This window comes from Methanococcoides alaskense (genome assembly GCF_027594145.1).
GTDB lineage: Archaea > Halobacteriota > Methanosarcinia > Methanosarcinales > Methanosarcinaceae > Methanococcoides > Methanococcoides alaskense.
Genome location: NZ_JAQFFK010000001.1, coordinates 587,436 through 600,615 on the forward strand (window position 1 = coordinate 587,436; position 13,180 = coordinate 600,615).

5 protein-coding genes, 2 tRNA genes, 5 rRNA genes and 1 pseudogene are annotated in these 13,180 nt (G+C 44.7%); 10 read left to right on the top strand and 3 right to left on the bottom strand.

What is annotated here, in order from left to right; genetic code table 11:
* Positions 1-66: 66 nt before the first annotated feature.
* Entirely contained in the window at positions 67-966 is a 900-nt protein-coding gene (locus PBV53_RS02765) for a hypothetical protein (protein ID WP_270095641.1), read from the top strand.
* 326 nt (positions 967-1,292) lie between these two features.
* Here PBV53_RS02765 and PBV53_RS02770 read toward each other — a convergent pair whose 3' ends face one another.
* Complete coding sequence (locus PBV53_RS02770; RefSeq protein WP_011498502.1) at positions 1,293-1,481, bottom strand: CxxC-x17-CxxC domain-containing protein; 189 nt, start codon at positions 1,479-1,481, stop codon at positions 1,293-1,295.
* Between the two features lie 383 nt (positions 1,482-1,864).
* A complete protein-coding gene (locus PBV53_RS02775; RefSeq protein WP_270095769.1) occupies positions 1,865-3,301 on the bottom strand; it encodes a TrkH family potassium uptake protein in 1,437 nt (478 codons plus the stop codon).
* A 317-nt stretch (positions 3,302-3,618) separates the two neighbouring features.
* Between PBV53_RS02775 and PBV53_RS02780 the strand changes: the two genes are divergently transcribed.
* The 7 genes from PBV53_RS02780 (at position 3,619) to rrf (PBV53_RS02810) (ending at position 10,179) form a co-directional block, all read left to right on the top strand.
* The gene (locus PBV53_RS02780) at positions 3,619-4,137 is read left to right on the top strand and encodes a pentapeptide repeat-containing protein (protein WP_270095642.1); all 519 of its coding nucleotides are present in this window, start codon (positions 3,619-3,621) and stop codon (positions 4,135-4,137) included.
* Between the two features lie 409 nt (positions 4,138-4,546).
* A complete protein-coding gene (locus PBV53_RS02785) occupies positions 4,547-4,702 on the top strand; it encodes a hypothetical protein (RefSeq protein ID WP_270095643.1) in 156 nt (51 codons plus the stop codon).
* 164 nt (positions 4,703-4,866) lie between these two features.
* Positions 4,867-6,342 (top strand): 16S ribosomal RNA (locus PBV53_RS02790).
* Positions 6,343-6,554: 212 nt separating this feature from the next.
* Positions 6,555-9,480: ribosomal RNA gene (locus tag PBV53_RS02795) — 23S ribosomal RNA — on the top strand.
* A gap of 69 nt (positions 9,481-9,549) precedes the next feature.
* A 5S ribosomal RNA gene (gene rrf / locus PBV53_RS02800) occupies positions 9,550-9,670 on the top strand.
* 195 nt (positions 9,671-9,865) lie between these two features.
* Positions 9,866-9,937 (top strand) — tRNA-Cys (locus PBV53_RS02805).
* 121 nt (positions 9,938-10,058) lie between these two features.
* Positions 10,059-10,179 (top strand): 5S ribosomal RNA (gene rrf, locus PBV53_RS02810).
* Positions 10,180-10,188: 9 nt separating this feature from the next.
* Here rrf (PBV53_RS02810) and PBV53_RS02815 read toward each other — a convergent pair.
* A pseudogene (locus PBV53_RS02815) lies at positions 10,189-11,023 on the bottom strand (IS5 family transposase).
* Positions 11,024-11,483: 460 nt separating this feature from the next.
* Here PBV53_RS02815 and PBV53_RS02820 point away from each other — a divergent pair.
* Positions 11,484-12,959, top strand: a 16S ribosomal RNA gene (locus PBV53_RS02820).
* The 16S, 23S and 5S rRNA genes sit together here with 2 tRNA genes alongside, the layout of an rRNA operon.
* Before the next feature lie 95 nt (positions 12,960-13,054).
* Positions 13,055-13,127 (top strand) — tRNA-Ala (locus tag PBV53_RS02825).
* Positions 13,128-13,180 lie beyond the last annotated feature (53 nt).

Sequence of the window (13,180 nt, forward strand, 5' to 3'; positions counted from 1 at the left end):
TTATGCAAGTCTGCTCATGCATATATTCCGACAAAACTGCAGGTTTTGTTCCAAGGGGTGTCTCAAATGGATTTTATTGAAAAGCTTAAGGAAAAACAAAAGGATCAAAGTGCTAAGAACTGGTTTGACCTTGGAGTTCAAACAAAAAGTCAGGATAAGAAAGTGAAATATTTCACAAAATGTCTACTGATAGAACCGGAAAATGCACAAGCATTAAGACTTATGGCAGATGCTCAACAAGAAATGGGCCTGATAGATGCAGCACTTGGTTCAAGAGCAAAGGCAGATGAAATAGAAAGGCTTGCAGGTGGTTTTGAGCAGGATGTTGATGTGACCTTTGAAAATGTAAACTTTGGTTCAGATGCCCTTAATTTTGAAGATGAGGCTATTCCTGCTAATGATATGATCGAGATAATAGAAGAACCGCAGGAAGGGCTGAAATCGGTGAATCCGGTAATCAAGGACAACAAGTGGACTGCGTTCGAAGATGCAAAGAACAAAGAGCTGGAAGGAGAATCCGAGGTACCTGTTGAATATGATGCTGGGGTTCACACGCAAGATGAGTCTGAAATGGCTGAATCCATCGTAATTCCAGAAGAGAATGGTGAGGGTAAATTCGTTGAAGCTGCAGAAGAAAAGAGCGAGAGTACCTTTGTTGAAGCTACAGTAGAAAAACCGAATATGGTAAAAGCAGAACCTGTTGTTGCAGTAAAGGAACCTGCGCAAAAAGTTATCCGACAAGCAGATGAGAAAAGGGTAAATGCATCTGTAACAGAACCATCTGTTGAAAAGGTAACAATGGTCCAGACTGCGCCTAATGATGTTGCTCCTGCAATATCTCAATATAAGGTCACGGATGCTGTACCTTTCACATTACCTATGAGAGAGATAATCAAGTTCTGGGTTGTGGGTATTGTTGCGATATTAGTTGCAGGGTTTATAATGACCGCATTAGTTGGACAATAAAGAAGAATGCCATTGCTATGTGGTACCCTTTTTCACCCTATTTTATTTTCCATTGTCGCTAATACGATCGATTTCATATGGATCGGATAATGTTCTGAGGCTGCAAGGTCATTTTTCTGATAAATATGGGAATTCAATTAAATTTTTAGTTGTGACTGATCTGAGTTTATTCACTGAACGCTGGGATAATCCAATTAGTCTATAAATTAATGATGAATAGCACAAAAATCAATTAAAAATAGATAGCGGCGATCATGTCAGAAACATTTTCTCTGATCGCACACCTTAATTTGATCGTTTAAAAGAATAGTAAGATTCACATCCACTTAATATCGTTTAGGTGGTCTGTGGCTCTGGTAGCATTCCTTGCAGTATACTGGCCTGTCAGGGTCCGGTACGAAAGGCACTTCTGTTTCCTGACCGCAGTCAGCACATTTAGCTTTGTGCATCTCTCTTGGTCCATTGTTGAAACCACCACTTCCGCCGCCTCTGCCGTTAAAGCTTCTTCTTTCCATCTGTTTTCCTCCCTTTATATTTTATACCAAATTCGTCCAAAAAGGTCCACACGTGTAAATTCCTTATTCTTGGGAGGTCTTGATGGATTCGTTGACTGATTCAATTCATGGTCTGATTATATATAGCACTGTTGGTTTTTCAGGTGCCTGGAAATCCTAAATATGTCAATGAAGTCTTCAGCTCCTTTTTTTATATGGTCTTAGGGAATTGTCTTTGAATAATTGATTGATTATAAAATGGACATATTAGTGAAGTAACTCATTATTTCAAGCTTTTAAGCAGGGGAATAATGCATTATATGAAACAGGTTTCTTTTCAAAAAATCCTATCTCATCATCAAAATCCTGCTCGGGATATTTCCTGCACGACACAATTGTCATGTTCAACGCTTCCAAAAAGCCGGTGTTAACAGCACAATAACTGTAAAGACCTCGAGTCTTCCAATCCACATATTAGCAATAAGGACCAACTTGCCGGGATCAGGGATAGAATCAAAACTGGCCATCGGGCCTATGAGGCCCAGGCCGGGACCTACATTGCCCAGAGTTGCAATGGAAGCGCTCAGGGTAGTAACGAAATCCATTCCCATTAATGAAAGCAGGGTTGAGCTGGCAAAAAAGATCATGAGGTAAATTACCATGAAGGATACGATGGAATGTATGACTTCTTCGGGGACTGTTTTATTATTGAAGCGGATCGGGATGATGGCTTTTGGATGAATTACCTTAAAAAGTACTTTCTGTGCATATTTTAATAGAAGGAGCAGACGTACTACTTTCACACCACCGGAAGTAGAACCTGCACAGCCTCCTATGAACATCAACAAAAATAGGATGAATCTTGATGAATCCGGCCAGAGGTTGAAATCTGCTGTCGCATAGCCGGTGGTCGTGAGGATTGAAATGACCTGGAAACTGCTGTACCTGAAAGCATCAGCAAGCGAATATACTTCGGTCTTGAATAGCATATAGGCAAGAACAAGGGTTGCTATTGCAATAATCGCAAAATAGAACTTGAACTCCTGGTCCTTTATCAGGCTTGTTCTATCAGAAAAGATCGATTTATAATGAAGAGCAAAATTTGCTCCTCCCAGGAACATGAACACCATGATGATCCCTTCGACCATGGGGTCATTAAAAGCTGCTATACTGTCTGAATAAGGGGAAAATCCGGAGCATGAGATCGATGTAAATGTATGGGTGATGGCATCATAAGGGGACAAGCCTGCAATCATCAGGATAAGCAGTTCCGAAATGGATAGCACGATATAAACAAGCCACAGAATCTTTGCAGTCTCCCTTATCCTCGGTCGCAGTTGTTCTTCCTGAAGCCCCGGCACCTCTGCGCGGAACATTTGCCTTCCTGCAATGCCGAGCTTTGGCAAGATGGCAATGAACAACATGATAATTCCCATACCTCCAAGCCATTGGGTCATGCTTCTCCAGAAAAGAAGGCTTCTGCTATGGCTCTCAATGTCAATAAGTGCAGTTGCTCCGGTAGCTGTTACTCCAGACATGGATTCGAACAAAGCACTTATCGGGGGTACGCCTTCAAGCATGTAGGGGAATGAATAGAATATTGCAGCAACAAGCCAGCCAATTGCAACAATAAAAAATCCTTCTTTTAGATTCCATTCCTCATCTTTTCTCTTAAAGAACAATGTAAAAAGAGATGCTACAAAGACAGTAATGGCAAGAGGGATAGCAAATGTCTGTAAACTTTCTCCATAATAAACAGCAACTAACAATGGAATAATCATGAATCCGGCAAGTAACCAGAAAATGGAACCTAATACACCCAGCACGACATTATATCTCAGACCGATCACACCATATTGTTAAATTTTTGTTTTTTACAATAGACTTGATTGCAATCAAAAGGCATCCTTTCTACTAATGTGCCATGCTCAATCAATCTGTATAGTTATAGATATGTGATGCACATTGTACACTATATCATAAATTGTTGTTAATGATTGATAAATTATTCTTGCAGGATGCATTCGCTTCCTCTCAAACTTTCGTTTTTTCTTATTTTAGTAGAATTGGTAACTCAATCTGAATAAATAATTATTAAATGCTCAGTGAGATGTTTAGTCTAACAAAGAATATAATGGAGCAACAATATCTGTTATCCATGGAATTTCAGAATGAGGACTTTGAATCTCAAATTTTCAAGGATATTGACCTTTCAGACGTATCTTTCAAAAATTCAAAGTTCATTGATTGTGCTTTTGAAAACTGCAACTTATCAAACGTGGACCTGGATAATACAAGATTTCAGGACATTAAATTCAAGAACTGTAAAGTTCTGGGATTGGACTTTTCAAAATGCAATGACTTCATACTCAGTTTTGGGTTCGAAGACTCATTTATTTCCCTGTCAGTGTTTTCTTATCTGAATTTAGAAAATACGGATTTCAGTAATTGTCAGGTATATGACTGTGATTTTGTAAGTGCCAACCTGACAAAAACTAATTTTGAAAATTCCGATCTTAAGAGTAGTCATTTTCAAAATGCGAACCTGAGCTTTGCATCCTTCAAAAACGCAAAGAACTATGATATAGACCCAAATAACAATTTTCTAAGGAAAACAAAATTTTCTGTTCCTGAAGTTATCTCCCTCTTAAATGTTTATGATATTGAACTGGAATGAACAATTTCTAAATCATAATATGGTATCATATTGTCCTATGTAAATTGTAATGATACTTCACTTGTTTTCATCATAGCGAACTCATATGTACCTGTTATTAATGGTTTCCATATATGTTTGCTTAAGTTTTAATGTCCGAAAGCTCGATTTCAAGATTATTAATGAACGTGCGTGCTTTTGTCCCTGGGTATCTTCAGTGCTGATGCATATTTTCGTGCTATCACTGAAGATCATGTATCAACCTGTCTTTTTTTAGGTATTCAAATTTTGGTGTATTGCCCAATCATGCTATACATTGTCACACTACATATAAATATGAGAACGTAGTGGTAGGGGTGCTCTCATTGAGCTGATTGGTGCCATTTTTGGTACGATCAGAATGAGGGTTCAAAAACGTTTATGCTCTTTCATGACTGGATTCACATTCTCAAAAAATGTGGTTATGCTTTCCGATTCGGAACGTATATATAGCATGGAGGAGTTTAAGGGAATCCACTCAATGGGTGGAATTTCAATCACCTTCAATTCAAGATCATTAGTGGAGACCGGAGCTTTTTCGGTCTGACGTTGAATTTGGCAGTTCGATTAATTCTGACTGATAGTGTAAATCTATCTATCGAGAACTAATCGAAATTGTGCATGAATAAGTAACTCTCTAATTCACTTTAGAGTGTTCTTTTCCGACAATTTTTAAGTTTAACTTCCATATTAAGTGTGCTTTAACAACAAACTCTGGTTGATCCTGCCAGAGGTTACTGCTATCGGTGTTCGACTAAGCCATGCGAGTCAAATGTTCTTCGTGAACATGGCGGACTGCTCAGTAACACGTGGATAACCTGCCCTTAGGTTCGGCATAACTCCGGGAAACTGGAGATAATTCCGAATAGGTCAAATATGCTGGAATGCTTTTTGGCCAAAAGACCTCGGTTGCCTAAGGATGGATCTGCGGTCTATCAGGTTGTAGTGGGTGTAACGTACCTACTAGCCTACGACGGATATGGGTTGTGAGAGCAAGAGCCCAGAGATGGATTCTGAGACATGAATCCAGGCCCTACGGGGCGCAGCAGGCGCGAAAACTTTACAATGCGGGAAACCGCGATAAGGGGACACCGAGTGCCAGCATTTATGTTGGCTGTCCACATGTGTAAACGGCATGTGTTAGCAAGGGCCGGGCAAGACCGGTGCCAGCCGCCGCGGTAACACCGGCGGCCCGAGTGGTAATCACTTTTATTGGGTCTAAAGGGTCCGTAGCCGGTTTGATCAGTTCTTCGGGAAATCTGACAGCTCAACTGTTAGGCTTCCGGGGAATACTGTCAGACTTGGGACCGGGAGAGGTAAGAGGTACTACAGGGGTAGGAGTGAAATCTTGTAATCCCTGTGGGACCACCAGTGGCGAAGGCGTCTTACCAGAACGGGTCCGACGGTGAGGGACGAAAGCTGGGGGCACGAACCGGATTAGATACCCGGGTAGTCCCAGCCGTAAACGATGTTCGCTAGGTGTCAGGGGCGGTGCGACCGCTTCTGGTGCCGTAGGGAAGCCGTGAAGCGAACCACCTGGGAAGTACGGCCGCAAGGCTGAAACTTAAAGGAATTGGCGGGGGAGCACTACAACGGGTGGAGCCTGCGGTTTAATTGGACTCAACGCCGGAAAACTCACCGGGGGCGACAGCAAAATGTAGGTCAAGCTAAAGACTTTACCTGAATCGCTGAGAGGAGGTGCATGGCCGTCGTCAGTTCGTACTGTGAAGCATCCTGTTAAGTCAGGCAACGAGCGAGACCCGTGCCCACTGTTGCCAGCATGTCCTTCGGGATGATGGGTACTCTGTGGGGACCGCTGGTGCTAAACCAGAGGAAGGTGCGGGCTACGGTAGGTCAGTATGCCCCGAATCTCCCGGGCTACACGCGGGCTACAATGGTTGGGACAATGGGTCCCTACACCGAAAGGTGATGGTAATCTCTTAAACCCAACCGTAGTTCGAATCGAGGACTGTAACTCGTCCTCGTGAAGCTGGAATCCGTAGTAATCGCGTTTCAACATAGCGCGGTGAATACGTCCCTGCTCCTTGCACACACCGCCCGTCAAACCACCCGAGTGAGGTATGGGTGAGGGCACGGACTTAGTGCCGTGTTCGAACCTAAATTTCGCAAGGGGGGTTAAGTCGTAACAAGGTAGCCGTAGGGGAATCTGCGGCTGGATCACCTCCTAAGCAAGATCCGCACAAAGCGGATCACCGCTATCAGTCAGAAATCGATAAACTGCCAAATTCAACAAACCACATTCAATGATTCACAATCATCAAGTGCACCAGGCAAGTAATGTTGCCCGGGAAGGATGGAAGTGCCTGATACCCCATATCAGGTACGATGAGATCATGTATAAATATTACATATCAGACGCTCACTGGACAAAGTGAGATGGACTCTGGTAATTATGCCGTCAGGTGGATGGCTCGGCTCAAGCGCTGATGAAGGACGTGCCAAGCTGCGATAAGCCCAGGGTAGGTGCATGGAACCTATGAACCTGGGATTTCCTAATGAGACCTCTTAGCACATTTGTGCTGATCAGTAATGATCGGGAACGCCCCGAATTGAAACATCTTAGTAGGGGCAGGAAGAGAAATCGAAGAGATGCCGTTAGTAATGGCGAATGAACACGGCACAGTTCAAACTGAATCCCTCCAGTAATGTGAGGGAGATGTGGTGTTATAGGAACTTTCTAAGATTCCTATCTTTTCTTAGCTGAACTTTTCTGGAACGTTAGACCATAGAGTGTGATAGTCACGTAAGCAATGAAAAGAGGAATTGGAAATGTTCCTGAGTATCGTGTGTTGGAAATCACGCGAGAATTTGGGAGGCACCAACTTCCAAAACTAAATACGTCTTGAGACCGATAGCGAAATAGTAGGGTGACCGAAAACTGAAAAGTACCCCCAAAAGGGAGGTTAAAAGTGCCTGAAACCTGATGGTGATGGAGCGATATGGCATGAAAGGATCTTTGGATCGAAGGAATCAACCGCGAGGTTGTAGTACGAGTTCCAATGCCGATGTCATATCATACGTTTTGAAGAACGGGCCAGGGAGTGTAACTAAGTGGCGATGGCTAACCTTTTATCTGGGAAGCCGAAGCGAAAGCAACATGCGTGCAACCTTCGGGTGAGACGCGGCGTATACAAGTGCGTGGAGTCACTAAGTTACGACCCGAAGCCGGGTGATCTAGGCGTGGGCAGGTTGAAGCGTGGCGAAAGCTACGTGGAGGACCGCAAGCGGTATTGATCTGCAAATCATTCGTGTGACCTGCGTCTCGGAGTGAAAGGCTAATCTAACCCGGCATCAGCTGGTTCCTTCCGAAACATGTCGTAGCATGACCTAACTGGAGATAGTCGGTGGAGTAGAGCACTGATTGATGGTCCTGGGGGAGAAATCCCTCATCCGTCTGTCAAACTCCAAACCCACCGTCGTCGTAGAAAGTTGGAGTCCGGACTACTGGGGTAAGCCTGTAGTCCGTAAGGGAGACAACCCAGCCCGTGGTTAAGGTCCCTAAGTGTCGACTAAGTGTTAATACTAAAGGGCGTCCCAAGCCCTAGACAGCTGGAAGGTTAGCTTAGAAGCAGCTATCCTTTAAAGAGTGCGTAACAGCCCACCAGTCGAGGTTTGGGGCCCCGAAAATGGACGGGGCTCAAGTCGACCACCGATACCACGGAGTACCGTAAGGTAATCTCGTAGGAAGGCGTTGCGTTTGGGTAGAAGCAGGGCTGTGAAGTCCTGTGGACCGAGCGGAAACGAAAATCCTGGTAATAGTAGCAGCATAGTTAGGTGAGAATCCTAACCGCCGAAGGGGCTAGGTTTCCTCGGCAATGATCGTCAGCCGAGGGTTAGTCGGTCCTAAGTTGTACCGTAATTCGAGTACATCAAAAGGGAAACAGGTTAATATTCCTGTACTATTCAACAATAAAACTGACGTTTTGGGGCAGGCTGAGCGGCGCTGTCGCGCCGTTTAAGCATCTAAATCTGTGGAGAGCCGTAATGGCGAGAAGCGGACGAATATGTTATGACGAAAGTCGGCTGCACCCCGGAACCCGTGAAAAGGGAGTTGAATATCCGTACCGAGATCTGACACAGGTGCCCCTAGCTGAAAAGGCTTAGGCGTGTCGGAATAATTTGGCTAAGGGAATTCGGCAAATTGGCTCCGTAACTTCGGGAGAAGGAGTGCCTGCCGTGAAGACGGCAGGTCGCAGTGACCAGGGAACTCTAACTGTCTAATATCAACATAGGAGATCGCAAACCCGTAAGGGCTAGTACGATCTCTGAATCCTGCTCAGTGCAGGTACCTGAAACTTCGGTTCAACGGAAAGAAGGGCCTGTAAACAGCGGGGGTAACTATGACCCTCTTAAGGTAGCGTAGTACCTTGTCGCTTAATTGGCGACTTGCATGAATGGATCAATGAGAGTTCTACTGTCCCTAGCCAGAGTCCGGTGAAGCTTACATTCTAGTGCAGAGTCTAGAGACCTCTAGGGGGAAGTGAAGACCCCGTGGAGCTTTACTGCAGCCTGTCGCTGGGTTGTGATTTTGGATGTACAGTGTAGGTAGGAGACGTCGAAACCGGTGCGCCAGCATCGGTGGAGTCACAATTGGGACACTACCCTTCCAAGATTACGACCCTCACTCCGTGAGGAGGACCCCGATAGGTGGGCAGTTTGCCTGGGGCGGGACGCCCTTGAAAAGATATCAAGGGCGCGCAATGGTTAACTCAAGTGGGTCGGAAACCTACTGAAGAGTGCAAGAGCATAAGTTAGCCTGACGTGATTCAGCACAGTAGTGGATCACGAGACGAAAGTCGGTTCTAGCGAACCTTTATGTCCCGCTTGGTGCGGGCTAAAGATGACAGAAAAGTTACCCCGGGGATAATTGAGTCGTTGCCGGCAAGAGCACATATCGACCCGGCAGCTTGCTACCTCGATGTCGGTTCTTTCCATCCTGGCTGTGCAGCAGCAGCCAAGGGTGAGGTTGTTCGCCTATTAAAGGAGATCGTGAGCTGGGTTTAGACCGTCGTGAGACAGGTCGGTTACTATCTACTAGAGGTGTATGTGGTCTGAGGGTAAGTTGCTTTTAGTACGAGAGGAACAGAGCAACGGCGCCACTGGTCGATCGGTTGTCTGACAAGGCACTGCCGAGCAGCTACGCGCTAAGGAATAAGAGCTGAATGCATCTAAGCTCGAAATCTAACCTAAAAAGAGACCACTTTAAGGGTTCCGGTAAAAGACCGGATCGATAGGAATGGGATGTAAGCACCAAGGCAACGAGGTGTTCAGTCCGCATTTACTAATATCCGTGCCTCATCCGTCTCGCTTTGTCCAGGCGATATCTGATATGTAATATGATCTACATGATCACAATCCGTTAATTTGAATGAGTATGGCGGCCATAGCGGTAGGGCCACTCCTGTTCCCATCCGAACACAGAAGATAAGTCTACCCACGTTGTTTACTGTACTGAAGTACGAGAGTCTTCGGGAAATCTACATCGCTGCTATACTCACTCTATCCAATTCTTTTCTTAACTGATCTTAAACTCGATAGTTGTGACTCTATTTCTCAGCATTTACAACGAGATATATCTAATTTTAAACGGATAATCATCTCTATCGTATCTCATTTCATAGTGCCAATTATTGTCGCAAGGTAAAAGTTTATATGCATGTTTCACCTACTAGGGACTACATTCCCAATTGCCAAGGTGGCGGAGCGGCTACGCAATCGCCTGCAGAGCGATACCATTCCGGTTCGAATCCGGACCTTGGCTTCATTTATTTACAAGAGTAAGGTCCTACTTTAAATTCTGACCTCTTGAGCAAAGCTCAAAGGTTGCGCGCTCCAGAAGCGCTGATCTGGATTTGGACCTTGGCTTCATTCATCAATAAGAGTATGGCGGCCACAGTGGCAGGGCCACTCCTGTTCCCATCCGAACACAGAAGATAAGTCTGCCCACGTTGCTTACTGTACTGAAGTACGAGAGTCTTCGGGAAATCTGCATCGCTGCTATGCTCACTATTATTAATTTACTTTTTTTAGCTCTGTAGAAATCCTCCTCCAAAATAAAAACGCAGTCTTAACAAATCTGTCAAGGTTGTGTAATATCACTTTGAACTTTACTTCTTTACTTGATTTCTGTACTTTCTTACGTAAATTTTCTCCATATTTTCTTTTCAAAACCGAAAATATCGTTTCACTTAAATTCCGCATATAGAGTATATCTTGATATCAAATTCATGTATCATCTTCTTCCGATATCTTCCCTTGATTCGCTTTCGTTCACGTTGTTTTAAGGAACGAATGCTATTGATTCAAGTTTATCCCTTGTCAATTCGTGTATGTTTTCAGAATCATATGCTTTATCCATCTAATATTTTAATCTTCTATATGATGACATTGCGATAGCAATGTCTTTGCATGTTTTGCGTCATGAACTGTTTTTCCAGAGATCTTGTAACAGTAATTACAAATTTACTAACATCAACTGAAATGCTAGTCTTCACATAACGTCGTCTCCATTTTTTTATTCTCCAAGAATAGTAGTTGCTATAATATCTACTTGTAAACCCAGTAGAATCAATTGCAGTAATGTTAATTGAGCTCTATTTTTGTAAAATAGGTAAAGTGTTCTCCTAAATATAGTATCCAAAACAACAGAATATGTGCGAGTAACAAATTTCGGAAGTGTGGTAAAATGCGGCACTTTTTTTGGCTTGAGTTTGATTGGACCGAATCGTGTCAATAGCTAATGTTGTGTGTAAGTTCGTTTTGAATATCTACAGCTATAAAGTGGAAAGCGTGAATATCGTGTTACTTGCAATGCTATATCGATAAATTTTAAGTACTTGTTAGACAAAACACAATCATCCCCTTGTGGTATTGGTGCAAACAATCACAGGGGACTTCTTATTATAAAAATGATAGTGGCTTAGTTGAAGTTAGAAAAGAGGATTTCTACAGACCTTTTTTTTGATCGTTTAATATAACTAATAGTATTATGGTGTGTACGCATTCTCATAAAATGTGATCATTCTTTCCGATTAGAAATGTATATATAGGATGGCGTTGTTTAAGGAAATCCACTCAATGGGTGGAATTTCAATCACCTTCAATTCAAGATCATTAGTGGAGACCGGAGCTTTTTCGGTCTGACGTTGAATTTGGCAGTTCGATTAATTCTGACTGATAGTGTAAATCTATCTATCGAGAACTAATCGAAATTGTGCATGAATAAGTAACTCTCTAATTCACTTTAGAGTGTTCTTTTCCGACAATTTTTAAGTTTAACTTCCATATTAAGTGTGCTTTAACAACAAACTCTGGTTGATCCTGCCAGAGGTTACTGCTATCGGTGTTCGACTAAGCCATGCGAGTCAAATGTTCTTCGTGAACATGGCGGACTGCTCAGTAACACGTGGATAACCTGCCCTTAGGTTCGGCATAACTCCGGGAAACTGGAGATAATTCCGAATAGGTCAAATATGCTGGAATGCTTTTTGGCCAAAAGACCTCGGTTGCCTAAGGATGGATCTGCGGTCTATCAGGTTGTAGTGGGTGTAACGTACCTACTAGCCTACGACGGATATGGGTTGTGAGAGCAAGAGCCCAGAGATGGATTCTGAGACATGAATCCAGGCCCTACGGGGCGCAGCAGGCGCGAAAACTTTACAATGCGGGAAACCGCGATAAGGGGACACCGAGTGCCAGCATTTATGTTGGCTGTCCACATGTGTAAACGGCATGTGTTAGCAAGGGCCGGGCAAGACCGGTGCCAGCCGCCGCGGTAACACCGGCGGCCCGAGTGGTAATCACTTTTATTGGGTCTAAAGGGTCCGTAGCCGGTTTGATCAGTTCTTCGGGAAATCTGACAGCTCAACTGTTAGGCTTCCGGGGAATACTGTCAGACTTGGGACCGGGAGAGGTAAGAGGTACTACAGGGGTAGGAGTGAAATCTTGTAATCCCTGTGGGACCACCAGTGGCGAAGGCGTCTTACCAGAACGGGTCCGACGGTGAGGGACGAAAGCTGGGGGCACGAACCGGATTAGATACCCGGGTAGTCCCAGCCGTAAACGATGTTCGCTAGGTGTCAGGGGCGGTGCGACCGCTTCTGGTGCCGTAGGGAAGCCGTGAAGCGAACCACCTGGGAAGTACGGCCGCAAGGCTGAAACTTAAAGGAATTGGCGGGGGAGCACTACAACGGGTGGAGCCTGCGGTTTAATTGGACTCAACGCCGGAAAACTCACCGGGGGCGACAGCAAAATGTAGGTCAAGCTAAAGACTTTACCTGAATCGCTGAGAGGAGGTGCATGGCCGTCGTCAGTTCGTACTGTGAAGCATCCTGTTAAGTCAGGCAACGAGCGAGACCCGTGCCCACTGTTGCCAGCATGTCCTTCGGGATGATGGGTACTCTGTGGGGACCGCTGGTGCTAAACCAGAGGAAGGTGCGGGCTACGGTAGGTCAGTATGCCCCGAATCTCCCGGGCTACACGCGGGCTACAATGGTTGGGACAATGGGTCCCTACACCGAAAGGTGATGGTAATCTCTTAAACCCAACCGTAGTTCGAATCGAGGACTGTAACTCGTCCTCGTGAAGCTGGAATCCGTAGTAATCGCGTTTCAACATAGCGCGGTGAATACGTCCCTGCTCCTTGCACACACCGCCCGTCAAACCACCCGAGTGAGGTATGGGTGAGGGCACGGACTTAGTGCCGTGTTCGAACCTAAATTTCGCAAGGGGGGTTAAGTCGTAACAAGGTAGCCGTAGGGGAATCTGCGGCTGGATCACCTCCTAAGCAAGATCCGCATAAAGCGGATCACCGCTATCAGTCAGAAATCGATAAACTGCCAAATTCAACAAACCACTTTCAATAAAACACAGTTCGTTAGGGCGTGTAGATCAGTTGGAAGATCGCCGCCTTTGCAAGGCGGAGGCCTAGGGTTCGAATCCCTACACGTCCATTGGATCATTTACGATTCACAATCATCAAGTGCACCAGGCAAGTAATGTTGCC